Annotated in this window: 23 protein-coding genes and 5 pseudogenes; 11 read left to right on the forward strand and 17 right to left on the reverse strand. The window is 64.5% G+C overall.

The window, feature by feature from the left end; translation table 11 throughout:
* Positions 1 to 90 precede the first annotated feature (90 nt).
* Positions 91 to 1,515, reverse strand: a complete 1,425-nt coding sequence (locus tag LOS78_RS16000; protein WP_028714267.1) for a hypothetical protein — start codon at positions 1,513 to 1,515, stop codon at positions 91 to 93.
* Between the two features lie 118 nt (positions 1,516 to 1,633).
* Between LOS78_RS16000 and LOS78_RS16005 the strand changes: the two genes are divergently transcribed.
* A complete protein-coding gene (locus tag LOS78_RS16005; protein WP_230377465.1) occupies positions 1,634 to 2,407 on the forward strand; it encodes a WecB/TagA/CpsF family glycosyltransferase in 774 nt (257 codons plus the stop codon).
* A 61-nt stretch (positions 2,408 to 2,468) separates the two neighbouring features.
* Here the strand turns inward: LOS78_RS16005 and LOS78_RS16010 are convergent, their stop codons facing one another.
* From LOS78_RS16010 to LOS78_RS16020, 3 genes are all read right to left on the reverse strand, one after another.
* Positions 2,469 to 4,166 (reverse strand): calcium-binding protein, encoded by a 1,698-nt coding sequence (locus LOS78_RS16010; RefSeq protein ID WP_230377466.1) that lies wholly within the window; start codon positions 4,164 to 4,166, stop codon positions 2,469 to 2,471.
* 177 nt (positions 4,167 to 4,343) lie between these two features.
* The gene (locus tag LOS78_RS16015) at positions 4,344 to 6,275 is read right to left on the reverse strand and encodes a Hint domain-containing protein (RefSeq protein WP_230377467.1); all 1,932 of its coding nucleotides are present in this window, start codon (positions 6,273 to 6,275) and stop codon (positions 4,344 to 4,346) included.
* A 197-nt stretch (positions 6,276 to 6,472) separates the two neighbouring features.
* Complete coding sequence (locus LOS78_RS16020) at positions 6,473 to 7,414, reverse strand: LysR family transcriptional regulator (RefSeq protein ID WP_305802567.1); 942 nt, start codon at positions 7,412 to 7,414, stop codon at positions 6,473 to 6,475.
* 106 nt (positions 7,415 to 7,520) lie between these two features.
* Here LOS78_RS16020 and LOS78_RS16030 point away from each other — a divergent pair, with 106 nt between their 5' ends.
* From LOS78_RS16030 to LOS78_RS16050, 5 genes are read left to right on the forward strand one after another with little or no spacing between them, the layout of a single operon-like run.
* The gene (locus LOS78_RS16030; RefSeq protein ID WP_028714262.1) at positions 7,521 to 8,663 is read left to right on the forward strand and encodes a CaiB/BaiF CoA-transferase family protein; all 1,143 of its coding nucleotides are present in this window, start codon (positions 7,521 to 7,523) and stop codon (positions 8,661 to 8,663) included.
* Complete coding sequence (locus LOS78_RS16035) at positions 8,663 to 9,616, forward strand: hydroxymethylglutaryl-CoA lyase (RefSeq protein ID WP_230377468.1); 954 nt, start codon at positions 8,663 to 8,665, stop codon at positions 9,614 to 9,616. The genes LOS78_RS16030 and LOS78_RS16035 overlap by 1 nt, the downstream gene beginning before the upstream one ends.
* Before the next feature lie 31 nt (positions 9,617 to 9,647).
* Complete coding sequence (dctP, locus tag LOS78_RS16040; RefSeq protein WP_230377469.1) at positions 9,648 to 10,640, forward strand: TRAP transporter substrate-binding protein DctP; 993 nt, start codon at positions 9,648 to 9,650, stop codon at positions 10,638 to 10,640.
* Positions 10,637 to 11,173, forward strand: coding sequence for a TRAP transporter small permease (locus tag LOS78_RS16045; RefSeq protein WP_230377470.1), 537 nt, complete (start codon positions 10,637 to 10,639; stop codon positions 11,171 to 11,173). The genes dctP and LOS78_RS16045 overlap by 4 nt, the downstream gene beginning before the upstream one ends.
* Complete coding sequence (locus LOS78_RS16050; RefSeq protein WP_028714259.1) at positions 11,170 to 12,456, forward strand: TRAP transporter large permease; 1,287 nt, start codon at positions 11,170 to 11,172, stop codon at positions 12,454 to 12,456. Before LOS78_RS16045 ends, LOS78_RS16050 begins: the two co-directional genes overlap by 4 nt.
* 303 nt (positions 12,457 to 12,759) lie before the next feature.
* Here the strand turns inward: LOS78_RS16050 and LOS78_RS16055 are convergent, their stop codons facing one another.
* Positions 12,760 to 13,188: an Lrp/AsnC family transcriptional regulator gene (locus LOS78_RS16055; RefSeq protein ID WP_230377471.1), complete on the reverse strand. Its 429-nt coding sequence runs from the start codon at positions 13,186 to 13,188 to the stop codon at positions 12,760 to 12,762.
* A gap of 183 nt (positions 13,189 to 13,371) precedes the next feature.
* Between LOS78_RS16055 and hppD the strand changes: the two genes are divergently transcribed.
* On the forward strand, positions 13,372 to 14,484 hold the full coding sequence (gene hppD, locus LOS78_RS16060; protein ID WP_230377472.1) for a 4-hydroxyphenylpyruvate dioxygenase: 1,113 nt from the start codon (positions 13,372 to 13,374) through the stop codon (positions 14,482 to 14,484).
* A gap of 57 nt (positions 14,485 to 14,541) precedes the next feature.
* Positions 14,542 to 14,895 carry a Rieske 2Fe-2S domain-containing protein gene (locus LOS78_RS16065; RefSeq protein ID WP_230377473.1) on the forward strand — a complete coding sequence of 118 codons (354 nt, stop codon included), beginning with the start codon at positions 14,542 to 14,544 and terminating at the stop codon, positions 14,893 to 14,895.
* 258 nt (positions 14,896 to 15,153) lie between these two features.
* On the opposite strand, the gene LOS78_RS16070 is transcribed toward LOS78_RS16065, so the two are convergent.
* The gene (locus tag LOS78_RS16070; RefSeq protein WP_028714659.1) at positions 15,154 to 15,579 is read right to left on the reverse strand and encodes a MarR family winged helix-turn-helix transcriptional regulator; all 426 of its coding nucleotides are present in this window, start codon (positions 15,577 to 15,579) and stop codon (positions 15,154 to 15,156) included.
* Positions 15,580 to 15,724: 145 nt separating this feature from the next.
* On the opposite strand from LOS78_RS16070, the gene hmgA reads away from it, so the two are divergent.
* The 3 genes from hmgA (at position 15,725) to maiA (ending at position 19,062) form a co-directional block, all read left to right on the forward strand.
* Complete coding sequence (gene hmgA / locus LOS78_RS16075) at positions 15,725 to 17,083, forward strand: homogentisate 1,2-dioxygenase (protein ID WP_230377474.1); 1,359 nt, start codon at positions 15,725 to 15,727, stop codon at positions 17,081 to 17,083.
* Positions 17,084 to 17,212: 129 nt separating this feature from the next.
* Positions 17,213 to 18,418, forward strand: coding sequence for a fumarylacetoacetase (gene fahA, locus LOS78_RS16080; RefSeq protein ID WP_230377475.1), 1,206 nt, complete (start codon positions 17,213 to 17,215; stop codon positions 18,416 to 18,418).
* On the forward strand, positions 18,415 to 19,062 hold the full coding sequence (maiA, locus tag LOS78_RS16085; protein ID WP_230377476.1) for a maleylacetoacetate isomerase: 648 nt from the start codon (positions 18,415 to 18,417) through the stop codon (positions 19,060 to 19,062). Before fahA ends, maiA begins: the two co-directional genes overlap by 4 nt.
* A 78-nt stretch (positions 19,063 to 19,140) precedes the next feature.
* On the opposite strand, the gene LOS78_RS22115 is transcribed toward maiA, so the two are convergent.
* The 11 genes and pseudogenes from LOS78_RS22115 to LOS78_RS16120 all read right to left on the reverse strand — a co-directional run bounded on the left by LOS78_RS22115 (position 19,141) and on the right by LOS78_RS16120 (position 24,890).
* Positions 19,141 to 19,272 (reverse strand): transposase, encoded by a 132-nt coding sequence (locus LOS78_RS22115; protein ID WP_371824726.1) that lies wholly within the window; start codon positions 19,270 to 19,272, stop codon positions 19,141 to 19,143.
* Positions 19,273 to 19,301: 29 nt separating this feature from the next.
* Positions 19,302 to 19,517, reverse strand: a pseudogene (locus tag LOS78_RS22120) (transposase); the annotation flags it as partial.
* 67 nt (positions 19,518 to 19,584) lie between these two features.
* Positions 19,585 to 19,764 carry an IS66 family transposase zinc-finger binding domain-containing protein gene (locus tag LOS78_RS22125; RefSeq protein WP_371824714.1) on the reverse strand — a complete coding sequence of 60 codons (180 nt, stop codon included), beginning with the start codon at positions 19,762 to 19,764 and terminating at the stop codon, positions 19,585 to 19,587.
* Between the two features lie 173 nt (positions 19,765 to 19,937).
* Positions 19,938 to 20,180: pseudogene (locus tag LOS78_RS22130) on the reverse strand (transposase); the annotation flags it as partial.
* Positions 20,181 to 20,332: 152 nt separating this feature from the next.
* Positions 20,333 to 20,557 carry an IS66 family insertion sequence element accessory protein TnpB gene (tnpB, locus tag LOS78_RS22135; protein ID WP_371824715.1) on the reverse strand — a complete coding sequence of 75 codons (225 nt, stop codon included), beginning with the start codon at positions 20,555 to 20,557 and terminating at the stop codon, positions 20,333 to 20,335.
* Positions 20,547 to 20,756, reverse strand: a pseudogene (locus LOS78_RS22140) (hypothetical protein); the annotation flags it as partial. The gene tnpB and the pseudogene LOS78_RS22140, both read right to left, overlap by 11 nt.
* Complete coding sequence (locus tag LOS78_RS16100; protein WP_230377478.1) at positions 20,692 to 20,979, reverse strand: transposase; 288 nt, start codon at positions 20,977 to 20,979, stop codon at positions 20,692 to 20,694. The gene LOS78_RS16100 and the pseudogene LOS78_RS22140, both read right to left, overlap by 65 nt.
* 49 nt (positions 20,980 to 21,028) lie before the next feature.
* A pseudogene (locus tag LOS78_RS16105) lies at positions 21,029 to 22,527 on the reverse strand (IS66 family transposase).
* A gap of 59 nt (positions 22,528 to 22,586) precedes the next feature.
* Positions 22,587 to 22,682 (reverse strand): annotated as a pseudogene (locus LOS78_RS16110) (IS66 family insertion sequence element accessory protein TnpB); the annotation flags it as partial.
* Positions 22,683 to 23,131: 449 nt separating this feature from the next.
* Positions 23,132 to 23,776 carry an MAE_28990/MAE_18760 family HEPN-like nuclease gene (locus tag LOS78_RS16115; protein ID WP_230377479.1) on the reverse strand — a complete coding sequence of 215 codons (645 nt, stop codon included), beginning with the start codon at positions 23,774 to 23,776 and terminating at the stop codon, positions 23,132 to 23,134.
* Positions 23,777 to 23,783: 7 nt separating this feature from the next.
* Positions 23,784 to 24,890 (reverse strand): DUF262 domain-containing protein, encoded by a 1,107-nt coding sequence (locus tag LOS78_RS16120; protein WP_230377480.1) that lies wholly within the window; start codon positions 24,888 to 24,890, stop codon positions 23,784 to 23,786.
* Between the last annotated feature and the right edge of the window lie 188 nt (positions 24,891 to 25,078).

Genomic DNA, 25,078 nt, shown 5'->3' on the forward strand with positions numbered 1-25,078 from the left:
CTTTCAACTCGTGGAATGCCCTTGTGGGCGGCAATGACTTAACAACTGGCGCGCGTGTCCGGCATAGCGAATCCGGCGCCCGGCACCAACCTATAAAACCGTCTGGATGCCTGCCTTTTTAGGCAGAATCCGCTCGGCAGCCGGGGAATCGCCCGCCTCTGCGACCCCCTGCCGCAGGCGGTGGGCATTGCCCAGCAGCGCGCCGGCCGTCAGCCAGCTCAGCGGGGTCAGCGTGGCGTTCGGGATCAGGTCCAGCAGATTCATCGCCAGCATCAGCGACAGGGTCCCCAGCACCACCAGCTCGCGCTCGCGCGGGGGGCGGCGGCCGCCGGGCATCGCCCGCAGCAGGGCGAAGATCGGCGTCAGGAGCAGCAGGAAATAGGCCATGTAGCCGAAGATGCCGCGCGCGCCCACCCAGATCACCCATTGCCCGTCCGGGATCGAGGCCAGCCGGCCGCTATAGGGATCGTAGAACAGCGGCCGGCCCCAGCCGCCCCAGCCGAACAGCGGCCGCTCCATGGCGCGCTCCAGCAGCGCCTCTTCGTTCATGAGCCGGAATTCCAGCGACCGCCCCCGCTCGGGCGAAACGGACATGGCCGTGTCCACGATGCCCTGCAGCGGCATCCAGGAGGTGGTGCGCAGCGTCGGATAGGCAAAGGCGACGCTGGCGACCAGGGCGGCCACCAGCACCATCATGCGCGGCCGCGCGAAGGCCACCAGCGGCGCCGCCATGAAGGCCTGCATCAGCGCGCCGGCCGATTTGCACAGCACCACCACGCAGCCCAGATAGGCCGCGATCAGCAGGTTGCGCCGCGTGCGGTCGTTGCGCGCGATGGCGATGGCCGACAGGAAGGCGGTCATGGTCATCAGCGCCACCCAGAGCGGATGTTCCAGGAACACGATGGGCCGATAGCCGCCGTAACGGATGGTCTGGATGAAATCGTGCTGGAAATAGCCATAGACCCAGACATTGATCTGCGGGCTCAGCCGCAGCTCGATCAGCATCGGGACGGTATAGCACAGCACCCCCAGCACCAGGCAGCGGATCCAGAGCTCGGCCCCCTTGGCGTTCCACAACAGCCTGTAGCCCAGAAGAAAGGGCAGCAACTGGATCAGCTGCAGGATCAGGTCGGCAAAGCCCTGGCTGATCGACATGGCCGGGCGATAGTTGACGCCGTCGATCAGCGGATCGGGATTGGTCACCGCCGTCATGATGGGCGAGACGCAGTTCATCGCCAGAAGCAGCATCACCCACGGGCCCAGCGGCGGCGGCGCCGGCTCGTCCCGGGCGCGGTCCTTGGTGACGAAATAGACCATGGCGGCGGCGGCCAGGGCCGGGATCATGTGCTTGTTCAGGCCGGGAAAGGCGGGCAGGTCGATCTCGACCAGCTGCGGCAAGAGCAGATAGCCGGCAAAGATCGACCAGATCAGCGCCCGCGCCCGCTCCATGCGCTGGAACAGCACCGCGACCACCAGCGGCCAGGTCAACAGCACCAGAAAGGCCAATACGGGCATGGCCCTGACTCCCGTCTCGCGGCGCGGCCGCCTTTTCGATCCACGGCGGGGAAGGACGTTGCAATCCCCTCGCCATCAACACATCCTGCCGCGGATTCCAGCCGGACCGAGGCATATCATGCATTTCAGCTTTCCCGACGGCAATGCCGTCCGGATCAATTGTCGGGATTCTTCCGCCCTGCTGGCCGCGGTGCGGCAGCGGCTTAAGGACGGGCAGGGCTTCGCCATCGCCACGATCAACGTCGATCACCTGCAAAGGCTGGGCGAGGACGCCGCTTTCCGCCGCGCCTATGCCGCGCATGACCTGGTCTGCGCCGACGGCAACCCCGTGGTCTGGCTGTCGCGCATCGCCGGGCGGCCGGTGGCGCTGGCGCCGGGCTCGGACCTGGTGCTGCCGCTGGCCGCCGAGGCGGCTCGGGCCGGCCTGCCCGTGGCGCTGATCGGCAGCAGCGACGAATCGCTGGCGCTGGCCGCGCAGAGCATGCAGGCCGCCGTGCCGGGGCTGCGGGTGGCGCTGACCCATGCGCCGGGCTTTCCCTTCGACCCGATGGGCGAGGAAGCGGCCGCGATCATCGAGCGCATCCGCGCTTCGGGCGCGCGGCTGTGCTTCCTGGCGCTTGGCGCGCCGCGGCAAGAGCTGTTCGCCATCCGCGCCCGGGACAGGCTGGGCGATGTCGGCTTCGCCTCGATCGGGGCCGGGCTCGACTTCCTGTCCGGCCACCAGCGGCGGGCGCCGGAACTGCTGCGCCGCATCAAGCTGGAATGGCTGTGGCGGATGCTGTCGAACCCGCGCCGGCTGTTCCTGCGCTATGCGAAGGGCTTCGCCATCCTGCCGGGGCATGTGCGCAGGGCGCTGGCGATCCGGGCCGAGGACAACAAGACGGGGAAGTAACGGCGCCCGCCCGCAGCGACGCGGACGCGCCTTTCGCTCGATGCGCCGGCCGGCGCTGCGCTCAGTGCCAGTCGAACTGCAGGCTGTCGGCCAGGCTCAGCGCCTGCAGCGGCTCCGGTCCGTCCTGCTGCGCCTGCTGGAGATAGGCGTCCAGCAGGGCGCGGGGGTTCCAGCCGCCGGAATGCGACCCCTCGTCCAGCACGGAACCGGCCTTGTCGCCGCCCTGCCCCAGCCAGCCCAGATGCCGCAGCACCGCGGCGCCAGGATCGGCCGTATCGCCCAGTTCGCCGTCCAGCGGCGCGACGAGGACCGCCGACGCGGCGCCCTCCTCGGCCGAAGCCGTGCGCACCGCCTGCGCCGAGACCTGCCCGCTCTGGCCCGTGGTCAGCGGAATGCCCATCTGGTTCAGCATGGCGCGGGTCAGCGTGGCGGCATTCACCCCCTCCAGGATCAGCCGCTCGCCGTTCGGAAAGCTCAGCACGGCGCTGCTGCCCTGCGCCGAGACCCGCACGTCGTTCACATCGACCAGATTGCCCTGCGCATCATGCAGGCCGCTGACGTCCAGCCGGTCGCCGGGCCGCAGCATGTTGCCGCCGGCGTCGCGCACGTCGCCGACCTGGAAGGCGCGGACGGTGTCCACGCCGAAACCGTCGCGCAGGATCAGCACGTCGCGCGACGAATCCGGCAGGACCGAGGCGCCGTTCGAGGCAAAGATGTCCTCGAACATCGAGATGAAGTCGTTGCCGCGGCCGCCGTCAATGGTATCGGCGCCGGCACCGCCCTCGATGGTGTCCCGCCCGGCGCTGCCGGTGATGCGGTCATCGCCCCAGCGGGTGTTGATATGGATGCCCTGCGCGTTCAGGCCGATATTGGCCGTGGCGGCCGTCACCGTGTCGCGCCCCTCATGGGTCCAGAACAGCTCGAACTCGCTGAAGACCAGGGTGCCGTTGCCCTGCGGATAGCTGGCATTGCCGGCGCTGCGGCTGGTGAACACGACATTGACGCCGACGGTGTTCTCGGCATTGCCCTTGGCCCACATGTTCAGCAGGTCATAGCCGGCGCCCCCGACCAGCGTGTCGTGGCCGATGTTCTGGATCGGCGCCATGCCGCCGTTATTGCCCCAGCGCACATTGTCGTCGCCGGCTCCGGCATGGCCGTAGTCATTGCCCTGCGAAGGCATCAGCAGGTCGTTGCCGTTGCCGCCGAAGATGGTGTCGTTGCCGTTGCCGCCGTCGAGGACGTCGTCGCCCGGGCCGCCATGCACGTAATCGTTGCCGCCGCCGCTGTTGATCGTCACGCCATGCGCCGGCGTATGGTTCACGCCGGTGCCGCGCGCGGCGTTCAGCGGCGCGCCCTGGGCGCTGATCCAGTCATTGCCGTTGCCGGTCTGCAGCCGCTCGATGCCCCAGAAGTTCAGCCGGTTGCCGAAGGCATCGGTGGCGAAGCCGTTCTCGCTGGTGTTGAAGGTGACGCGGAACCCGGCCAGCCCGGCCAGATGCAGCCGGTCGCCGCCCGACAGGTCGCCATAGGGATTGGCGTCATAGCGTTCCTCGGCAAGCCCGCCGTAATAGAGGTCCAGGCCGCCGGTCGCGTTGGGATTCTGTTCCCAGATCAGCGTATCCGCGCCGGGCCCGCCATGCACCGAGTCGTTGCCATGGCCGCCGTTCAGGGTATCGCGCCCGGCCAATCCGTTGATCGTGTCGCGGCCCACGGTTCCGCGCAGGCTGTCATTGCCCGCTGTCCCAGTAATCACGGCCATGTCTGTCCCCAATTCGATGTCGTTGGGGATAGGCTTTGAAGAAAGAACAGCAGGACACCCCGCCCGAATCGCCTATCCGGGGCGGATTAGATTAAATTGACTGAAGCCAAGGCACCTGTCCTTTTGGACAGTTTAACCCCGGTTTTTACACTGCGTTTTCACCTTTCGGTTGATATTTTATCCATTCAGAGCCTTCCGGTTCCGCGCGTGGCGCTGCGCGAGCTGACGCGCCTTCGCACCCGGAATCAGCGGCCGCGCCGCCTCGGTCGGGCTGTCGCGAAGGGCGGGAAACAGCGCCAGGATCTCGTCCCGCGCCGCCTTGCCGACCGCCTTCAGCGCCTCGGCGCCGGTATAGAGCGACTCGGTCTCGGCACCGTTCGACAGCACGATCTCGTGCCGGTCGAACAGGATGTGGAAATACTCGACCGCCTCGGTCTCGACCTGCTCGATGCCCTCGATCGCCAGCAATTGCTTGGCCGCGACCAGAACCTCGGCGCAGCCGAACATGCGCTGCGCGATGGCCGAGCGGACCAGGACGCGGTGCTGCGGCGAGACCGTCAGGTCCAGGGCCGGCACCCCCCGCCCCAGCGCCCCGGCGCGGATGCGGATCGGCCGCAGCCGCGGCGCCGCCGCCAGATCGACCGCATCCAGCGCCCGCCGCCCGATCCAGCGAATCGGCTGCAACCCATGGTCGCGGGTCTGCACCAGATCGCCCACCCTCAGTTGTTCAACCGCGATGGCGCCGCGATCCGTCTGGATCAGCGTGCCGCGGCAGAAGCAGGGAATGCCGATTTCGCGCAGCTTCTCGCGGGTCAGCTGGGCCGGATCGACATCGTGCAGGACCAGGCTTTCGCCGTTCGGGAACATCAGCTTCGCATGGGTTCCGAAGGCGTCGGCAAAGGGGATCACTGTCACGTCGTCCAGATCGACCGGATTGCCATCGGCATCGTGCAGATCGCTGACGTCCAGCCGATCCATCGGGATCGGGTTGCCCCATTCGTCCAGCCCGGCCTCGATGGTGAAGGCGCGCACGGTGTCGTTGCCGAACCCATCGCGCAGCACCAGCAGGTCCGCCCCGTCATCCGGCGCGGCATGGGCGGCAAACAGGTCGGCCGCCATCGAGATCAGGTCGTCGCCGGCCCCCGCGTCGATCGTGTCCGAGCCGAAGCCGCCCTCGATCGTATCGTTGCCGGCGCTGCCGAGGATCAGGTCGTCGCCCCAGGCGGTATAGACGCGGAACCCGTCCACCCCCGCCGCCGAGCCGTCCACCGTGTCGTTGCCGTTGCCGGTCAGCAGGTTCTGGAACTCGTAGAACTCCAGATGCCCGGTTGCGGCCGGGCCGGTGGCATCGACGGTGCCGCTGTCCGAGGTGGTCAGCTCCATGCGCACGCCATTGCCGGCTGTGTCGTGCTGCCAGGCGTTCAGCGTGTTGTAGCCCTCGCCGCCATAGAACAGGTCGTTGCCGACGGGACCGTCGTAATGGCCGTCGCCCCAGCGGATGCCGTCATTGCCGCCCTCGCCATAGACGGTGTCGTCCCCCGGCCCCGCCTCGATGACGTCGTCGCCGTCGCCGCCATGGATCAGGTCGTCGCCGACCCCGGCATGGATGTAATCCGCAGCCGCGCTGCCGATGACGGTGTCGTCGCCGCCGCCGGTATAGGCCCGGATGCCGACCCCGTCGGTGATCGTCGCGCCCGAGGCGTCGATGGAATCGGCGCCGCCGCCGGAAACCAGCCGCTCGAACCCGTCGAATGCCAGGCTGTTGCCATAGGCGTCCTGGGCCTGGCCGGATTGCGCGCTGTCGAACTGCACGGTGAAGCCGCCCAGCCCGCTGCCGCCATGACCGAGGTTCAGCGTGTCGCCGCCTGCATGGGTATAGGGGCTGGGATCGAAATCCTCGCCGCCGCTGCCGCCGTGATAGACATCATGGACGCCGGAGGCATCCGCATCCTCGTCCCAGAACAGCAGGTCGCGACCTTCGCCGCCATCGACCGTGTCGCTGCCCGGCCCGCCGTTGAGCGTGTCATGGCCCGCACCGCCTTCGATGAAATCGTCTTCGGCCGTTCCAAGGAGGCTGTCGTCGCCTGCGGTTCCGGGAATCGTCGCCATGAAAAGACCTCCGCTGAAATCGTTACCCATACGCAAAAGGCCGCTGCACAATGCGGCCGAATCGGCAGATTCATGCCGATTTAACCCGCTTGGCGGGCCCGAGTTCAGCTGTGCTTTTGGGCAGGTCCGGGCGGTGTTGCCCAGGCTATCGTCTGTTCGAGAATGCTGGCGGCAATGATTTTCTGCGACATGTCAAGTTACGCAGAGCTCATCAGACGCTCACCGGGCCAACGCCCCGCAGCCACAGCATCAACCAGAGTTGTCGAGATGAGCTTGCGCATCTCGTCATCCACCCGGCGCCGCGGACGGTTTGCCGGGACGACCAGATAAAGCGTCCGGGTCAGCTCGGGATCCCTGATCCTGCGCGCGTGGAGGCTGCCCTTGGCAAGATCCTCCGCCACCGTTGCGCGTGCGAGAATCGAACAGCCCAGCCCCGCCCGCATCGCCTGGATCAGCGCGCTGAGGGATTCGATCTCAAGCTGCGGATGGGGGGTGATCTGGCGGCGCAAGAACTGGCTGTGCACGATCGAACGCGAGGACCGGACCAGGTTCAGCGCCAGCACCTTCCCCTGAGGCAGGTCGTCGAAGGAAATCGGAGCATCCTGGGATCCGATCATCTGCGGAAGGCCGACAAGATAAAGATGTTCGTTCAGGATCGGCAGGGCGTTGAACCGGCTGTCCTCGGGCGGCTGATAGGCCACGGCCAGGTCGACCTCGCCCCGCAGCATCATCGCCAGCAGGTTGCCGCTGACGCTTTCGACGATGGTCAGGTGGATACCCGGCAGCCGTTCGGCCGCCTTCTGCATGATCGTCAGGGCCGCAACCTCGGTCGCCGTATGACAGAGACCCAGCACGAACGGTCCCACCGCCTGTTCGGTGAAGTCGCGCACGTCCGCTTCCGCGCGCTCCAGCGCGGCAAGGATCACCTGCGCATGCTCATGAAGCCGCTCGCCCGCCGGGGTAAGGGCGACGCCGCGCGGGCGGCGGTTGAAAAGGCGCACGCCCAGCTGCGCTTCGAGCTCGGCCATGTGATGGCTCAGCGCGGATTGCGCAACGCCCAGATCCTGGGCGGCATGGCCGATGACCCCGGTGCGGGCGATATGCTCGAAATACCGAAGCTGGCGCAGGCTCAGCGGCATTCATGCTCATCCATCTGTTTTACAGATATCGTGGATCTGTATCTTCTATTTGTCCGATGTCTTGATGCTTGGCAACCTCCGTGCACAGAGAAACGGGAGGAAATCGATGAATCTGCCTTTGGACGGCATCCGCGTCGTCGAGATGAGCCATATGGTCATGGGCCCGTCCTGTGGGATGTTCCTGGCCTTCCTGGGGGCCGAGGTGATCAAGGTCGAGCCGCCCGAGGGCGACAAGACTCGCAATCTGACCGGCATGGGCGCCGGTTTCTTTCCCACCTTCAACCGCGGCAAGAAGTCGGTGGTCCTGGACATAAAGCAGCCCGAAGGCCGCGCCGATCTCGAGCAGCTTCTGAACTCGGCCGATGTCTTCGTCGAGAATTTCCGCACCGAGAGCCTGGCGAAGATGGGCCTCGACCCCGAAAGCCTGCACAAACGCTTCCCGCGCTTGATCGTCGCGTCCTGCAAGGGCTTCTTGGAAGGGCCCTACGAAAACCGCGCCGCCATGGACGAGCTGGTGCAGATGATGACCGGCATGGCCTACATGACCGGGCCGACAGGACGACCGCTGCGGATCGGCTCTTCGGCCAACGACATCATGGGCGGGCTTTTCGCCGCGTATGGCGTCCTGGGTCAGATCATCCGGCGCGGCCGGGATGGCAAGGGCAGCGTCGTGCGCGCGGGCCTGTTCGAGAACTGCCTGCTATTGGTGGCGCAGCACATGGTGCAATTCGACATCGAAGGCACCGAAAGCCCGCCGATGCCGGAGCGCATATTCTCGTGGCCGGTCTATGACATCTTCCAGACTCGCGACGGCCGCCAGATCTTCATGGGCGCGGTGACCGAGACGCAATGGACGGCGCTTTGCCATGTGCTGGGGCTAGAGGATCTGCTGTCTGACCCGCGGCTTCAGACCCGCCCTGACCAGATTGCCGCGCGGGACTGGACCTTGCCCATCGTGGCGCAGGCCGTCGCCAGCCGCGACTTTGGCGATCTCCTGGCCGCTTGCGAGGCCGCGGCCTTGCTGTGCTCGCCGATCGCCCGGCCCGCCGAGATGTATGACGATCCGCATGTCACGCGTCCCGGCGGGCTGATTCATTCGCGCTATGCCGACAAGAAGGATTTCCGCGCCCCGGGCCTGCCCTTCTCGGTCGATGGCGCGGCGCCGGTGCCGGCCAACGCCGATCTGCCGTCGATCGGCCAACACACGGCCGAGATCCTGTCGTCCCTGCCGCAGATGGAGAAGGCGTAATGGTCGGCGATGTGAAGCGAGTCTATCCCGCCGGGCAGCTGATCCTGCGCGAGGTCGGGCTGCGCGACGGCCTGCAGCTGACCAAGGGCTTTCCCTCGACGGAAGCCAAGGCCGAATGGATCCGGCGCGAACATGCTGCGGGCGTGAGGCATTTCGAGGTCGGATCCTTCCTTCCCGCCAGCCGTTTCCCGCAATTTGCCGACGTGCGCGCATTGACCGAACTGGTCAACGGGCTGGGCGCCCATGCGTTGGGGCTGGCGCTGAACGAGCGCGGCGCCCGCGACGCGCTGGCCGCCGGGGTCAGCGAACTGACCATGGTGCTGTCCGCGACCGAAGCGCACAATATGGCCAATGCCCGCCGTCCGCGCGAGCAATCCCTGGCCGAGATCGCCGACATCGTGCGGCTGCGCGACGAGGCGGGTTCGGCGACATTGGTCAATGTGGGCATCGCCATGGCGACCGGTTGTTCGCTGTCGGGGGCGGTCGATCCCGCCGAGGTCGAGCGGCTGGCCGAGCTCTGCCTGAATGCGGGCGTCGACCTGGTCGGCATCGCGGATACCGTGGGCTATGGAGGGCCGCGCCAGATCGCCCACCTGTGCCGCCGCATGACCGCGCTGATGGGCAAGCGGCCCTATGTCGTGCATCTGCACGACACACGCGGCATGGGCCTTGCCAATGCGCTGGCGGCCCATGATGCCGGGGCGCGGGTTTTCGATGCCTCGCTGGGGGGGCTGGGTGGCTGTCCCTTCGCACCCGGCGCGACCGGAAATGTGGTTTTCGAGGATCTGGTTTATCTGTTCGAAACCGCGGGCATCCGCACCGGCATCGACCTGGAGGAGGTCATCGCCATCCGCGAGATCCTGGCGCGCGAAATGCCCGAAGAACAGCTTCACGGCGCCCTGGCGCAAGCCGGCCCGCCCAGGGAGATGAAATGGCAGGCCGAGGCGGCCTGATCCGACAACGATCACGGGGAGGAGGAACCCAATGCCCGCACGAACCATCCTGGCCAGCACGACGCTGCTGGTCCTGACCACGCTTCCGGCGATGGCAGTGACGCCCATCCGTTGCAGCCATCAGTTGCCGCCGCAGCACGAGGTGGCGAAGGTCATCGAACGCTGGGCCGCCGAGGTCGAGACGCTGTCGGAGGGCGACCTCGATGTTCAGCTGTTCGGCGCCAACGCCCTGGCGAAACCCGAGGAGAACATTCCCTCCGTCGCCAAGGGCAGCTTTGAATGCGCCTTCTCGGTCAACTTCCAGTGGGGCAAGACCCTGCCCGCCATGAACGTGACGCTGCGCCCCTATGCCTTCAGCGATCCCGAGATCTGGCGCAATTGGCCGGATTCCGAACCCGCCGCCTATCTGGAAGGGCTGATGGAGGAAAAACGGCTGAAGAACATTGCCTGGCTGTTTCAGACCCGGATGAGCGTCTTCACCTCGAAGGGCAAGCCGCTGACCGCGCCCACCGACTTCCGGGGCATCAAGATCCGCGGTCTGAACCCGGCCTTTGACACCGGCCTGACGGCCATGGGAGCAGCAACCAGTTCGATGCCGGGGTCCGAAGTCTACCAGGCGCTGTCCACGGGTGTCATCGACGCTGCCCTTACCGACGTGGCCGCTGCCTATGCTCGCAAATATTACGAGGTCCAGGACCATATGACGGTGACGCCCATCATATCGGTCTTCTTCAACGGCTACATGAACCAGCGCTTTTACGAGGGCCTGACCGATGCGCAGCGTGCGGCCCTGGACGAGGCCGGCAGGAAGGCCGCGGTCTGGGCGGTCGAGGAAGGGCTGGCGGCCGAAGAAGCCGCGCCGGGTCTTCTGGAAGCCGAAGGCGTGACGCTGCATGTTGCGACCGCCGAGGAGAACGAAGCCCTGCGTGCCGTGATGCAGCCCGCCTTCGATCAGGCTTTCATCAAGGAAGGTGGCGAGTCCGTCACGGAACTGCTGAAGCTGGTCGACGGGATGGTGCAATGACGGTGACGCATCCGGCCAAACGACAAGGCCTGAGAGGCGAAGGGGTCGGATCGCTCTGGTCCTTCCTGACCTGGCCCATCCATACGCTTGCGGCGGTCTCGGCGGCGCTGGTGGCGGTGGGTTTCGCGGCCGTAGTGATCGCGGTCTTCTATCGCTACCTGCTGGGTGCGCCGTTGAACGGCGTGGATGAGCTGACCGGCTATCTGGTCGTCGCCATCACCTCTTGCGGGTTGGGCAGCGCGCTGCTCCTGGACCGGCATATCGGGGTCGATATCCTGACCGCCTCGGCTGGTCGCGGCGCCAAGCGCGGGCTCGAGATCTGGGCATCGCTCTGCGTGCTCGTCTGCGCGGCAATCCTTGCCTCCTCGGCCTGGCATACCGTCCTGTTCAACCGCGACTTCGGCACCTATTCCACCGGCCCGCTGGAGATCCCGATCTGGTGGGCGCAGGCGCCGATGGTTCCCGGCGCCGTCGTCCTGGGACTTGCGGCGCTGATGCGGTTGCTGCGCACCATGCAGGAGAAAACGAAATGACCGGACTGCTCATCGTCATCGGGCTGATCGCGCTGCTGCTGTCGGGCATTCCGATCTTCGCCGCCCTGCTGCTGACCGGATCGGCGGTGCTGTTCCTGGCCGAGGGCTCGGTCGAAAGCGTGGCCGACACGGTTTTCGCACATCTCAATTCGCCCGTGTTGCTGACCATCCCGCTGTTCATCCTGATGGCGCAGCTGATGATCCGGTCCGGCGCGGTCGACGACCTGTTCCAGATGGCCAACACGCTGATCGGCCATGTAAAGGGCGGCATCGGTGTGGCGACCATCCTCAGCTGCACGATCTTCGCCGCGATCTCGGGATCGTCGGTCGCGACCGCCGTTTCCATCGGCCAGACGGCGATCCCGCAGATGAAGCGATACGGCTTTCCCGAACGCAGCGCGCTTGGGCTGGTGGCGGCGGGCGGCACGCTCGGCATCCTGATCCCGCCCTCGGGACCGATGATCCTGTATGCGGTGGTGGCCAACGCCTCGATCGGGGCGCTGTTCCTGGCAGGGATCATTCCCGGCCTGCTTCTAGCCCTGGTCTTCGCGGTCTTCTGCCTGATCAGCGCCCGCCGGTCCGGCCGGATCGACCAGGCGCCCTTCCCCGGCTGGCTGTCGGTGTGGCGCGCCATGCACAAGTCGATCTGGGCGCTGTTGATGCCTCCGGTAGTGATGGGCGGGATCTATTTCGGTATCTTCACGGCGACCGAGGCCGCTGCCATCGGCTGCCTTTACGCACTGCTGGTCGGGATATTGGCCTATCGCAATCTGGGCTTGCGCAATCTGGGCCTTTGCCTGCGCGACACGGTGCTGACCTCGCTGATGGTCTTCGCCATCATCGCGGGCGCGGCGGTCTTCGGCAATGCGATCACCATCCTTCGCCTGCCGAACCAGGTCTCCGAACTGATCATTGCGCTGAACCTGACGCCCACGCTGTTCATCCTCGTGGTCATGGCGATGATCTTTGTGATGGGGATGTTTCTGGAAAGCATCGCCATTATCCTGATCACCACGCCGATCCTGTTGCCCTCGATGATCGCGCTGAACATCGACCCGATCTGGTACGGCGTCTTGCTGATGATCAATCTGGAACTGGCGATGATCACCCCGCCGGTGGGCATGAACCTGTTCGTCATCAAGGGCATCACCGGCAGCCCGCTCTCGACGGTGATCCGCGGCGCGGCGCCCTTCGTGCTGCTGATGATCGGCGGCATCCTCACGATCATGGCGGTGCCCGAACTGGCGACATGGTTGCCGCGCGTCGCCGGCTACAAGTTCTGAGGACAGCGGGATGAGCCTCTACAGGCCGAATGACCGCCGGCCCCGGCTGCCGGCCGGGGGCAACTACTGGATCGCGCCGTCTGCCACGGTGGTGGTGGCTGTCACGCCCGGCCCCGAGGTCGGCATCTGGTCCGGCGCGGTCCTGCGCGGCGACAACGAACCGATCTTGGTGGGCGCGCGCACCAACATCCAGGAACACGCGATGATCCATGCCGATCCAGGTTTTCCGGCCACCATCGGCAGCGAGCTATGTGGCGAACTGGCGGCGCTTCACAACCGGCCTCGCCGAGATCTGAGCTCGCATCAGCCTGGATCGGACGTCGCGACCAGACCGGGCGCGACGCCCTTTTCGTCCTTGAGCGTCCTGAGCACGATCTCGGAGCGCACCTGGGCGACCTGCGGCTGCGGCAGCAGGTGGCGATGGATGAAATCCGAAAACGCCTCCAGATCGCGGACCCTGACGTCGAGCACGTAATCCGCGTCGCCGGACACCGAAAAGGCCGAGCGGATCTGCGGATGCGCGGCGACGAAGCGGGCGAAATCGTCGTCTTTCCGCTGGCCGTGGCTGGACAGGTTCACCCGAATGATGGCGCGCAGCCCATAGCCGAGCCTGGCCGCATTGAGCCGTGCCGAATAGCCTTCGATGACGCCGGCCTGTTCAAGCGCCGCCCGCCTGCGCGAGCATTGCGAGGGCGACAGGTTCACCAGCTCGGACAGGGCGGCATTGGTCATCGCGCCATCGGCCTGCAATGCAACAAGTATCGCGATGTCAAAGCCATCAAGATTCATTTCGCGCAAGAATCCGGTTCAATATGCTTATCTCATGCGAATATGGCGTGGATTCCGCAAAATTTGCAACCCCCTTGCAGCGACATTGTGTCACATTCCTGCACATGGAGCGAACAGGAGGAAATTATGGGACCGTTCCCGCATGACGCCCCCAAAGCCACGATCAGCGCCGGCAATCCCGCCGGTACCGACGGGTTCGAATTCGTCGAATTCGCCCATCCGCAGCCCGGGGTGCTGGACCGCATCTTTCGCCAGATGGGCTTCGTCCCGGTGGCGAAGCACAAGCGCAAGGACATCACGCTTTATCGCCAGGGCGACATCAACTATCTGCTGAATGCCGACCCGGACAGCCATGCGGCGGGTTTCGTCAAGGACCACGGCCCCTGCGCCCCCGCCATGGCCTGGCGCGTGGTCGATGCGCAGGTGGCGCTGAAGCGGGCGCTGGATCTGGGCGCCGAGGAATATACCGGGGCGGGCAAATCCATCGACGCGCCGGCGGTCTACGGCATCGGCGGCTCGCTGCTCTATTTCATCGACCGCTACGGCGATGCCGGCAGCGCCTATGATGCGGACTATGACTGGCTGGCCGAACCGAACCCGCGCCCCGAGGGCTTCGGCTTCTACTATCTCGACCACCTGACCCACAATGTCATCCGCGGCAACATGGACACCTGGTACAAGTTCTACCACGACACGTTCAATTTCCGCGAGATCAAGTATTTCGACATCAAGGGCAAGCAGACCGGCCTGGTCAGCCGGGCGCTGACCTCGCCCGACGGCAAGATCCGCATCCCGATCAACGAATCCACCGACGACCACAGCCAGATCGAGGAATATCTGCGCGAATACAAGGGCGAGGGCATCCAGCACATCGCCATCGCCTCCGAGGACATCTATGCCGGCACGGACCGCATCGCCGCGGCTGGCATGGCGTTCATGCCCGGACCGCCGGACACCTATTACGAGATGTCGCATCGCCGGGTGAAAGGCCATCAGGAGCCCATCGAGCGCATGAAGAAGCACGGCATCCTGATCGACGGCGAGGGGGTCGTGGGCGGCGGCACGACCCGGGTGCTGCTGCAGATCTTCTCGAAGACGGTGATCGGGCCGATCTTCTTCGAGTTCATCCAGCGCAAGGGCGATGACGGTTTCGGCGAGGGCAATTTCCGCGCCCTGTTCGAATCCATCGAAGAGGACCAGATCCGCCGCGGCGTGTTGCACGCCGATCCGGCCGAATAAATCGGCATCGTAAAACCCGCCTGCGCCTGCAGGCGGGTTTCTCTCCAGGATCGTTCAATGGCTTGGACCGATTACTCCTCCGCCCCTACGGCGGGCACCCCAGTCTGCGCCGAGACGCAAGTAGAGGGCGTTCTGTCGCTGTCCGTGACCACCAGCAGGGGCTCGTTCCCGATGCTGGTGGTCCGCATCGGTGAAGAGCTGCTGGCCTATGTGAATGCCTGCCCGCATCAGTACCTGCCGCTCGACTATCATGGCGACCAGCTGCTGTCTGCAGACGGAACCAAGTTGATGTGCACCGCCCATGGCGCGCGTTTCGACATCCTCTCGGGGGAGGCGATCGAAGGTGCCGAGTGTGGTCTGGACCCCGTGCCGGTCAGCATCCGGGACGGGATGATCGTTATCGCGGGCTGATCCTCTGGCTGGGCGCAGGCTATGCTTTGCTGCCCGCGATGGAGCTTCACCGACAAGATCCTTGCCGCATCAGCACATCAGGTCCGACCATCAGATCGGGAATCGCAGCTGGGACATCAGCTTGACCTGCCTGTAGCTTCGCCATTCGTCGGCATGACCCAGATACCGCAGGACCTGTGCCATTCGGATCGCCATGAAGGAAATCGTCTCTCGGGTAACCTGTTAAAATGGAGTTTTCCGGACCAAGACGACAGTCGATCATGCTTCTGCTCCAGAGATTTTCGCCAGCGCCCGGCGCAGCGCCGCGGCATCCGGTCCCAGCTCGGCGAGCAGTTCGGCCTGGAAGGCCTCGGCGATCCTTTCGAGCCGTGCCATCAGCGCCCGGCCCTCGGGCGTCAGCTCCAGCACCACCAGCCTGCGGTCGGCCGCGTTGCCCGATTTGCGCACCCAGCCCGCCTCTTGCAGCCGCGCAGCCGCCCGGCTGACCACCGACTTGTCCAGATGCACCCGCGCGTTGATGTCGCGCACGCTCACCGCGCCGGAATGGGCCAGATGCGCCAGAACCCGCCATTCGGGAATGCTCAGCCCCGCCTCGGCCGCGTAGCGGGCTGCAAAGCGGCGGCTGACCTGGGCGGCGGCGACCGACAGGCGATAGGGCAGGAAACGGTCCAGATCGAATGACATGCGCTTCTCCTTGGCCGGCAGAACAGCAGAAAGCCGTTGCGTCCGCAACAAAGATCGGCCGGGCCGCAGATCGGCGTTGACATCGTTGCCGATGCAACGGCATATTCGTTGCATCAGCAATGATGCCGACCGAGGAGGAGCCGCCATGACCCCCGACCTGCCGCGCGGGATGACCCGCGCCACCGTCGCCACCGGCACGCATCCGGGCTACATGCCCGGCTTCGGCAACGATTTCGAGACCGAGGCCCTGCCCGGCGCCCTGCCGCAGGGCCAGAACAGCCCGCAGAAATGCGAATACGGGCTTTATGCCGAGCAGCTGTCGGGCACCGCCTTCACCGCGCCGCGCGGCCAGAACGAGCGGACCTGGTGCTATCGCATCCGGCCCTCGGTCCGCCATACCGGCGATTTCGCGGTGATCGATCTGCCCCATTGGAAGACGGCGCCGAACCTGCGCGACGACATCGTCAGCCTGGGCCAGTATCGCTGGGATCCGATCCCGGTCCCGGAGGAGGAGCTGACCTGGATCACCGGCATGCGCACCATGACCACGGCCGGCGACGTGAACATCCAGGTCGGCATGGCGTCGCATGTCTACCTGGTCACGCGGTCGATGCAGGATGAATATTTCTTCTCGGCCGACAGCGAATTGCTGGTCGTCCCGCAAGAGGGCCGGCTGCGCTTCTGCACCGAACTGGGGGTGATCGACCTGGAGCCGAAGGAGATCGCCATCCTGCCGCGCGGCCTGGTCTATCGCGTCGAGGTGCTGGAGGGCCCGGCCCGCGGCTTCGTCTGCGAGAATTACGGCCAGAAGTTCGACCTGCCGAACCGCGGCCCGATCGGCGCCAATTGCCTGGCCAATCCGCGCGACTTCAAATGCCCGGTCGCCGCCTTCGAGGACCGCGAGGCGCGCTCGCGCGTGGTGATCAAGTGGTGCGGCCGGTTCCACGAGACCTGGATCGACCATTCGCCGCTGGACGTGGTGGCCTGGCACGGCAACTATTGCCCCTACAAATACGACCTGCGCACCTATTCGCCGGTGGGCGCGATCCTGTTCGACCATCCCGATCCGTCGATCTTCACCGTGCTGACCGCGCCCTCGGGGCAAGAGGGGACGGCGAATATCGACTTCGTGCTGTTCCGGGAACGCTGGATGGTGGCCGAGCATTCCTTCCGCCCGCCCTGGTATCACAAGAACATCATGTCCGAACTGATGGGCAACATCTACGGCATCTACGACGCCAAGCCGCAGGGCTTCGCGCCGGGCGGCATCAGCCTGCACAATTGCATGCTGCCGCATGGCCCCGACCGCGACGCCTTCGAGGGGGCCTCCAACGCGGAACTGAAGCCCGAGAAGCTGGAGGAGACCATGAGCTTCATGTTCGAGACCCGCTTCCCCCAGCACCTCACCGAATTTGCCGCACGCGAGGCCCCGATGCAGAAGGACTATATCGAGGTCTGGAACCGGCTCGAGAAGAAGTTCGACGGAACGCCAGGCGTGAAGTGAGGCGCACCGGGGGTCCGGGGACCCCGAAGGCCGGGCGTTTCACACTCGTCGCCGGCTGGTCCTCGAACCAGTGGCGCACCAGCCGGCAACCCCCGTGGGATATTTTCACAAGAAAGAAGGAAGATGCGCATGGCCTTGCTGCGGTCTCGGGTGGAAAGCGCCAATCGGCCGGACTGCCCCTTTCCCCTGAACAACCTGCCCTACGGGGTGTTCTCCGTGTCGGGCGATGCGCCGCGCTGCGGGGTGGCCATCGGCGACCTGATCCTCGACCTGGCCGAATGCGAAGCGCGCGGGCTGGTCGATGCGGGCGGGGCGTTCGCGCAGCCGGCACTCAACGGCTTCATGGCGCTTGGCCGGGCGCGTTGGGACGCAGTGCGGGCGCGGCTGACCGAACTGCTCGCCGAGGGCGCGACGCCAGACCTGCCGCTGGTCGCCATGTCTGATGCGCAGATGCACCTGCCGATCCGGGTCACGGAATTCACCGATTTCTACGCCTCGAAGAACCATGCCTTCAACGTCGGCGTGCTGTTTCGCGGCCCCGAGAACGCCCTGCCGCCGCAATGGACGCATATGCCCATCGGCTATAACGGCCGGGCGTCCTCGGTCGTGGTCTCGGGCACGCCGATCCGCCGTCCGATGGGTCAGTTGAAGGGCGAGGCCGGGCCGGAATGGGCGCCTTGCCGCAGGCTGGACCTGGAACTGGAGCTGGGCGCCATCGTGGGGGCTGACAGCACCATGGGCGAACGCATCAGCGTCGATCAGGCCGAGGACATGATCTTCGGCTATGTGCTGCTGAACGACTGGTCGGCGCGCGATGTGCAAGCCTGGGAATACCAGCCGCTGGGGCCGTTCCAGTCCAAGGCGCTCGGCACCACCATCGGCGCCTGGATCGTGACCCAGGCGGCGCTGGAGCCGTTCCGCTGCCCGGGGGCCGAGCGGGCGAACCCGCTGCTGCCCTATCTGCAGGAACGCTGCCCCGGCCTTTACAACCTGAAGATCGGCTGGACCATGAACGGCCAGGTCATGGGGCAGACGAATTACAACGTCATGTATTACTCCAGCGCCCAGCAGCTGGCGCATCACACCAGTTCCGGCTGCCCGATGCGGGTCGGCGACCTCTTGGGCTCGGGCACGATCTCGGGGCCGGGCCGCGAGCAGACCGGGGCGCTGCTGGAGATGACCGGAGGCGGCAAGGCGCCGGTCACGGTCAATGGCGAAAGCCGCACCTTCCTCCAAGACGGGGACGAGATCGGGCTCTTTGCCGAAGCACAAGGTGATGGCTACCGCATCGGCTTCGGCCCCTGCACCGGCACTATCCTGCCGGCGCAGCCATGAGCGTCGTGCTGCACGACTATTGGCGCTCCTCGGCCTCCTATCGGGTGCGGATCGCGCTGGCGCTGAAGGGCATCGCCTATCGGCGGGTGGCGGTGGATCTGGTCGCGGGCGAACAGCGCGGCGCGGCGAACCTGCGGGTCAACCCGCAAGGCCTGGTGCCGGCGCTGGAGATCGACGGCCGGGTGCTGACCCAGTCGCTGGCGATCATCGAATATCTGGAGGAGACCCGGCCCGAACCGGCGCTGCTGCCCGAAGGTGCCGCGGCCCGCGCCCATGTCCGGGCGCTGGCCCTGGCCGTGGCCTGCGATATCCATCCGGTCTCGAACCTGCGGGTGCTGGATCGGGTCGAGGCCCTGGCCGGGTCCGAGGCGCGCGCCGCCTGGAACCGCGAGAACATCGCCCGCGGCCTGGAGGCCGTCGAGCGGCTGCTGGACCATCCGGGCTTCGCCGGGCGGTTCTGCCATGGCGACCGGCCCGGCATGGCCGATTGCGTGCTGATCCCGCAGATCTACAACGCCCGCCGCTGGGGGGTAAATATCGACGCCTTCGCCAGGATCCAAAGGGTCGAACAGGCCTGCAAGACGCTCATCGCTTTCCGCACGGCGTTTCCTGAAAATGTCACGCCGCAGCAAGCGCGGGGCTGAACTCTGCAGACAGTTGCATCCTTTATGCCCAGCAATGGGCGACGGTAATCGGCGTGCCACCTGTCCGGGAGGGGCGCGTCAAGGGTTGTAGCCGGTGTAGCCATCGAGCTGCAGGATGCCGTCACAGCCCTGCAGGATACACTCTGCATTCTCGCCCGCGCGGCCCGGGGCTGAGAGCAGACCACGCCGGGCGGGTCCTCGCCGCCCCAGGGGCGGTCATCGCGGGCGAGCGCCCAGAAATATCCGGTCTTTGTCCGTCCCGCGCCCCGGGTCCAGCACCGGGGCGGTGGTTTCGTCCATGAACAGCTTGACCCCGATCGCCCCAGATGCTCGGCCAGCCGGTCCACCACGGGCTTCAGGTGGAACGCAGCCTTGCCGACCCAATCGGCCAGCAGGGCGCGGTGCAGCTCAAGGCCCGCCCGCGCCAGGATCTGGCTTTGGCGGTATAACGGCAGATGGTCCGCATACTTGGCTTCGCCAGCACATGGGCGAGCGTCGCCTCGGTTGGCAGCCCGCCCGCGATCAGATGCGAGGGCGCGCTCGCCATTCGGCTTGAACCGATGGCGCCTTCAATGGCTCGCCCTGCGTCACCCCGTCGGTGCAGGTCCGGCAAGCATATTTCGGGCGCAGGGTGACGATGACGCGCAACTGCGCCGGCACGATGTCCAGGCGCTCCGAGCGGTCTTCGCCCATCTTGAGCATGACACCGCAGCCGCGTCGCCATTGTCGCTCGGACCAATGGCGCTCCCAATAGCGACCAGATCAGGCTGTCGGGCTCGATGACTTCCTCGAGGCGGGGCAGCGTGGCCGGCAGGTTTCCGATGGTGCGCCTGGGCGCGGGCCTGGTCGCCCCCGCTCTCTGCTTTGGCTGTGCGTGTTTCCTTCTCGGCCTCGACCTCGGCCAGCGCGATGGACAAGTCCTCGAAGGCCAGCTGCCGTTCATCCTCGGTCAGCTTTTCCGACCGCTTGCCATGCAGGGCGTGGTTCAGCTCGGCGATCAGGTGCTCTTGCCTCCGGGTGATTTTCGTCAGTGCCGCCACCTGCTCCATCAATGCCTGAACCGCCGCGCGTTGCGCGGTCGGGATGGCGGGCAGATCAAGAGCGGGGATGGCCTGCATGGCCTGACGCTATCATCAAACTCCAGAAAAATCATGCAAAACCAAATGGTTGATTCACTCTGCCGCAGCCGGCGGGCACACGTCCAACGCCTTGACGCGGCGCCAGTCCAGACCGGCAAACAGCGCCTCGAATTGCGCATGGTTCAGCGCCATTACCCCGTCCTTGATCGCGGCCAGGTGAAGGTCGTGTCCTCCAGCCGCTTGTAGGCCATCACCAGACCGGTACCGTCCCAATATAAAGGTTTCAGCCGGTCTGCCCGGCGCGAACGGAACATCGAGCCATGATGCGCCACTGGTTCGAGCACCATGGCGAGGGACCATGCCGGTAAAGGGATCCTTGCGCAGCAAGGCTGACACCAGCGCAGCCAGCCCGTCATGCCCCTTCCTGAAGTCGACGGGCCTGGTCGCGACCATGACCCGCACCCGGTTCGACGGGAACATCATGGGCCGGTCGCCAAGGCACGCACGACCGAGGCAATCCGATCCGCCGTAGCCCCGGTTTCCAGGCGGATCACCACCGCGCCGGCGACAATCTCGGGGCGTACCGCGGCACCCGCGTCTCCCCCCAGGCCTCATCAACCGGGTCGACCGGCGCAGGCAGAACCAGATGCCCTTTCCGCGCCAGCGTCCGCCACGATGACACATGGTTTACCGGCAAGCCGTGCCGGCGTGCCACTTCATTCACCGTTGCCCCCGGCAGCAGCGTTTCCGCCACAATCCGCGCATTTACCTCATCCTGCCACTTCCGGTTCCGACGACCTCGGCCGCCGACCGGGAGAACCTCCAATGCAGCATCCATGGAGAAACTCCGTCCTCATCATCATGACGGTAACCGTCCGGCCTGACCGCTACCCGTTCCATCGCCAGGGCAGCAGGTCGTCGACCTTGGTGATCCTGTAGTCTGGGATGCGGGCGATGGTGTCGGCGAGCCAGGCGTGGGGATCGATTGCGTTGAGCTTGGCGGTTTCGATCAGCGTGTAGGCGATGGCAGCTGTCTTGCCGCCCGCTTCTGATCCGAAGAAGAGGTAGTTCTTCCGCCCGAGGGCTATGGCGCGCATTGCGCGTTCGGCGGCGTTGTTGTCGAGCTCGAGGATGCCGTGATCAAGGTAGGGGGCAGGCGCTCCATGCGAGTTAGCGCATAGCGGATGGCGGCCGCGAGTGGGGATTTACCCGAGATCGTGGTGAGCTGCATGGCCAGCCAGACCTCGAGATCGTCGAAGACCGGGGCGGCATGGGCGCGGCGGAGTTGCGCGCGAGGGTCAGGCGGCGAGCCTCGGGCCTCCTTCTCGACGGCGTAGAGCTGGGCGATCCGGGCGATGGCCTCTTCGGCGATGGGGGACGCCTGCGACCGGTGGATGTCGACGAACTTGCGCCGGACATGAGCCATGCAGGCAACTTCGCGGATGGCTCCGGAGCGATAGAGGTCCTCGAACCCGGCATAGCCATCGGCATGCATCCAGCCGCGGAACCGGGCGAGGTGATCCTTGGGGTGCTGGCCCTTCCGGTCGCCGGAGAACCGATACCATGCCGCTGGTGGAGCATCCCCGCCCCAGGGGCGCTCGTCACGGGCATAGGTCCAGAGCCGCGCGGTCTGGGTCTTGCCGGTGCCCGGCGCCAGCATCTGAACGGGCGTGTCATCCACGAAGATCGCTTCGGCCGACAGGACATGGCGCCCGATGGCCTCGGACAGCGGTTCCAGCAGGGCGGTGGTCTTGCCGACCCAGTCCGCCAGAGTAGAGCGGTCGAGGTCGATACCTTCGCGCTCGAAGATCTGGCTCTGGCGATAGAGGGGAAGATGGTCGGCATATTTACTGGCCAGGACATGGGCCAGCAGGCCAGGCCCGGGACGGCCGCGCTCGATGGGGCGCGTCGGCAGCGGGGCCTGGACGAACCGTTCGCAGCAGGCGCAGGTCAGCCGGGGCCGCACGATCCGGTTCACGATGAAGCGTCCCGGCACATACTCCAGCTCTTCGGTCACATCCTCGCCGATCCGGCGCAGCCGCCCGCCGCAATCGGCGCAGGCCTCGGCGCCCGGGGTCAGTTCCACTTCCATCCGCGGGATGTGATCCGGGATCGGCCGGCGCTTGGGGCGGTCCTTCTCCTCGATGTCCGGCAGCTTCATCCGCGCCGTCATCGCGGCAGCGGCGATCTCGCTGGTCTCGAGCGCCAGTTGCAGCTGCTCGGCCGTCTCCGACGAGGCTCCGAACCGCTGCGCCCGGTGCCCGGCCAACTGGTGGCGCAGCTTCTCGATCAGGATCGCCTGCGCCTTCACCTCGGCCAGAAGCCGCGCGGTGAAGCTGCGAAGCTCCTCGGGGTCGTCCGGCAGGGTCAGGGTGTGATCGAGCATGGGAGAAGTCTATCTCACGGGATTCCTTGTGGGAATCCTGCGATTGCATGCCCCTTGGATTAGCCTGCCGCCAAGGGCCTCCAGGTCCGCTCCGGCGCGCGCCAGTCGATCCCTTCCAGGAGCATCGACAGCTGCGCCGGCGTCAGCGCCACCTTCCGGAGCGGCTGGAGCGCGAATGCAAAAGGCCTCCCGGAGGAGGCTTAAGTAGCTGTAATATAAGGAATTTCTTGGTTGCGGGGGTAGGATTTGAACCTACGACCTTCAGGTTATGAGCCGGGCAACACATACCTGAAAGGTTCGTTCCAATTCAAACGGTTGGCAGAAGTAGGACGAAAATCCGTGATTTCTTAGACCGTTGATGAGCGTCATTGATTGGCAACAGAGCACGATTCGTGGCTTCCAGCGACTCTCGACGGCAGGTACCGGTTGAGGTGGCGTTGAGGTGGACATGCCGACGAACGTGAAAGCACAATCATCCCGTCGAAGATCCAGACACGATCGCTTCGCAACAGCTGTCCACCTGCTTAAGGCTAAGAGCGGCAAAGGAAATCATCGGCTTAACTCGGCATTTTCTTCCTCTTACACAAAGCTCAAGAACGCTCAGCTACGCAGCGCGCTTATACGCCTCTGTAACAGCGGCGTTCAGTATGTCATTCTTGAAGTGTCGCATCAAATCCAAGACATCATCCGCCAAGCCACTGAAATCACTAGATTTAAGATCAAGGTATTCACCATGCGCAATCTTATTTCGACGATCAACAAGACTCGAATCAATTAAGTTGAACTTCGTCTCATACGGGGAGGTTAAAACTCCTACCGATTTAGCAATATTCTCAAAAACACCAGATGAAAGATTCGACTCTGTATTGATTGCCCCAGACAGCTTGAGTATCGCAACCTGGCCGAGAGCTCCCCTGATAAAGTCCACTGCCTCAATATTTGGTCCCGCCTTTCTTGAGGTCACTACGGTATTTAACTTTCCCTTAAGGCCAAATACAACAAAACATGTCGTCAACTCCTCATAGCGCAAACCGCGATTGGAGACGAATTCTAAGTATAACTCTGCGGATTTCTTAATGAACCCCTCCCAATGCGCGTAAAGAAGTGCTACGCCAGCTCGGGTAAAGGCTTTGGCTCCCGCTCCCCCCTTTGCGGCCTCAATCTTGAACGTGCTGATCTCCTTTATGCGCCATCCAAGTTCTTGATCCATCGCATCCTGCAGGTTGGTAAGCGTTCGGACTTCTGCCATACCAACCTCAGGGCTTGATTAGCGCTTCTGCGATGGGGAGCAGTTTCGTTAGCCGCGTAGTACCCCTCACCCCAGCACCTGAGTTTTCAGAGAAAGTCGGATCATTATTCAGCGACTTGGCTTTCTCAGTTATCTTTTCACAACGGTCTTTAGATTGCATCAAGTCGTAAGCAGCGAGGTTTTTTGACAAACCACTGGCAAGGACTTCGAATATTGACATCAGGAATTTTCCTGAGAAAATCTGCCCATCCCATCTTTGGAATGCGCTTTCACCAAGCGCTTCATTTAGGAAATCAAATGTCCGAATGAATACTTGCTCCTCGGCATTCCTATCAAAAGCAGCGTCGCTCGCCAATTCGATCATTGCCCCGTCAAGGTACTCATGGACGTCGAGGCCGCTCTGGTACGGGATATTCCGAAATGCAAGAAAGCGCAGCACAAGTTCGACCCCCGCCTGCGCCTCAATCGCTGATGCTGTTTGACGAGTTGTTGCGATGAATGAAGGGGTCTTTGACAATCTAACCAGCCAATCGAAGAATGTGTTATCGATCGAGACTGCGATACTGTTCCGCACCTCCTGCGGACTCAGATCTGCCCCCCCGGTGTTTAACCGTTGGAACAACTCATATTTGGCTGTAGGTGAACTTCCCGCCTGGAGTATTTCGACACGAATACGCGCTCGTTTAATCCACAGCTGGGTGCTGGTTCCCAGGCCATCCCCAACACCTTCTGCCGACTCGTTCCAGCGCTTGCCACTTAGGCTTGGAAGAAATTTTGTCCCGTTTAGAACGAGCGGGCCGAGCAGCACCGCACGCTCACCCTTGAGATCACCAGTAAGCTGAAGGATGGTGGATATGCGCTGGAGACCATCAATGAGCTCCCATACACCCTTTTCGTCCTGATGGACAAAGATAGGTGGAAACGGTATGCCTAAAATAATAGACTCAACGAAACGAGTTTTTCGTTCATCATCCCATCTAAAGAGTCGTTGAAACGCGGGCGCAATAACGAGCTCATCATTCCTGTATAGATTAATTACTTCCCCGATTGACATGTCATAGCCGTCAGTCACAACCCGCTGCCGGGCCACACTTATCTCTTCTTGTAATCCCATAACGGTCTGTCCTCAGAGGCACCTCGTTGGTATCCTTGAACATCTTCTCTGCCTTTTCCAGTCTAATCGCGCATGTGGTTCGAACCCCAGCGTTCGCGGAGGATCTTCTGGGATCGGTGAAAACGGTGCCCCCTGCTCTCCCTCAGTGAAACTTGGTCATCGCACTGCTGATTGGCAGAACAGTGGTC

The organism is Paracoccus sp. MA, assembly GCF_020990385.1.
GTDB lineage: Bacteria > Pseudomonadota > Alphaproteobacteria > Rhodobacterales > Rhodobacteraceae > Paracoccus.

Coding starts and splice junctions, on each gene's coding strand:
- LOS78_RS16055 (WP_230377471.1), bottom strand. CDS start 13,188: ATGACCAATGCCGCCCTGTCCGAGCTGGTGAACCTGTCGCCCTCGCAA.
- LOS78_RS16115 (WP_230377479.1), bottom strand. CDS start 23,776: ATGGCAGAAGTCCGAACGCTTACCAACCTGCAGGATGCGATGGATCAA.
- LOS78_RS16000 (WP_028714267.1), bottom strand. CDS start 1,515: ATGCCCGTATTGGCCTTTCTGGTGCTGTTGACCTGGCCGCTGGTGGTC.
- hppD (WP_230377472.1), top strand. CDS start 13,372: ATGGGACCGTTCCCGCATGACGCCCCCAAAGCCACGATCAGCGCCGGC.
- LOS78_RS16065 (WP_230377473.1), top strand. CDS start 14,542: ATGGCTTGGACCGATTACTCCTCCGCCCCTACGGCGGGCACCCCAGTC.
- tnpB (WP_371824715.1), bottom strand. CDS start 20,557: ATGACGGGCTGGCTGCGCTGGTGTCAGCCTTGCTGCGCAAGGATCCCT.
- LOS78_RS16015 (WP_230377467.1), bottom strand. CDS start 6,275: ATGGCGACGATTCCCGGAACCGCAGGCGACGACAGCCTCCTTGGAACG.
- LOS78_RS16070 (WP_028714659.1), bottom strand. CDS start 15,579: ATGTCATTCGATCTGGACCGTTTCCTGCCCTATCGCCTGTCGGTCGCC.
- LOS78_RS16100 (WP_230377478.1), bottom strand. CDS start 20,979: ATGGATGCTGCATTGGAGGTTCTCCCGGTCGGCGGCCGAGGTCGTCGG.
- LOS78_RS16045 (WP_230377470.1), top strand. CDS start 10,637: ATGACGGTGACGCATCCGGCCAAACGACAAGGCCTGAGAGGCGAAGGG.
- LOS78_RS16035 (WP_230377468.1), top strand. CDS start 8,663: ATGGTCGGCGATGTGAAGCGAGTCTATCCCGCCGGGCAGCTGATCCTG.
- LOS78_RS16010 (WP_230377466.1), bottom strand. CDS start 4,166: ATGGCCGTGATTACTGGGACAGCGGGCAATGACAGCCTGCGCGGAACC.
- LOS78_RS16050 (WP_028714259.1), top strand. CDS start 11,170: ATGACCGGACTGCTCATCGTCATCGGGCTGATCGCGCTGCTGCTGTCG.
- LOS78_RS22125 (WP_371824714.1), bottom strand. CDS start 19,764: ATGCTCAAGATGGGCGAAGACCGCTCGGAGCGCCTGGACATCGTGCCG.
- fahA (WP_230377475.1), top strand. CDS start 17,213: ATGGCCTTGCTGCGGTCTCGGGTGGAAAGCGCCAATCGGCCGGACTGC.
- maiA (WP_230377476.1), top strand. CDS start 18,415: ATGAGCGTCGTGCTGCACGACTATTGGCGCTCCTCGGCCTCCTATCGG.
- LOS78_RS16020 (WP_305802567.1), bottom strand. CDS start 7,414: ATGCCGCTGAGCCTGCGCCAGCTTCGGTATTTCGAGCATATCGCCCGC.
- LOS78_RS16005 (WP_230377465.1), top strand. CDS start 1,634: ATGCATTTCAGCTTTCCCGACGGCAATGCCGTCCGGATCAATTGTCGG.
- hmgA (WP_230377474.1), top strand. CDS start 15,725: ATGACCCCCGACCTGCCGCGCGGGATGACCCGCGCCACCGTCGCCACC.
- LOS78_RS16030 (WP_028714262.1), top strand. CDS start 7,521: ATGAATCTGCCTTTGGACGGCATCCGCGTCGTCGAGATGAGCCATATG.
- LOS78_RS16120 (WP_230377480.1), bottom strand. CDS start 24,890: ATGGGATTACAAGAAGAGATAAGTGTGGCCCGGCAGCGGGTTGTGACT.
- dctP (WP_230377469.1), top strand. CDS start 9,648: ATGCCCGCACGAACCATCCTGGCCAGCACGACGCTGCTGGTCCTGACC.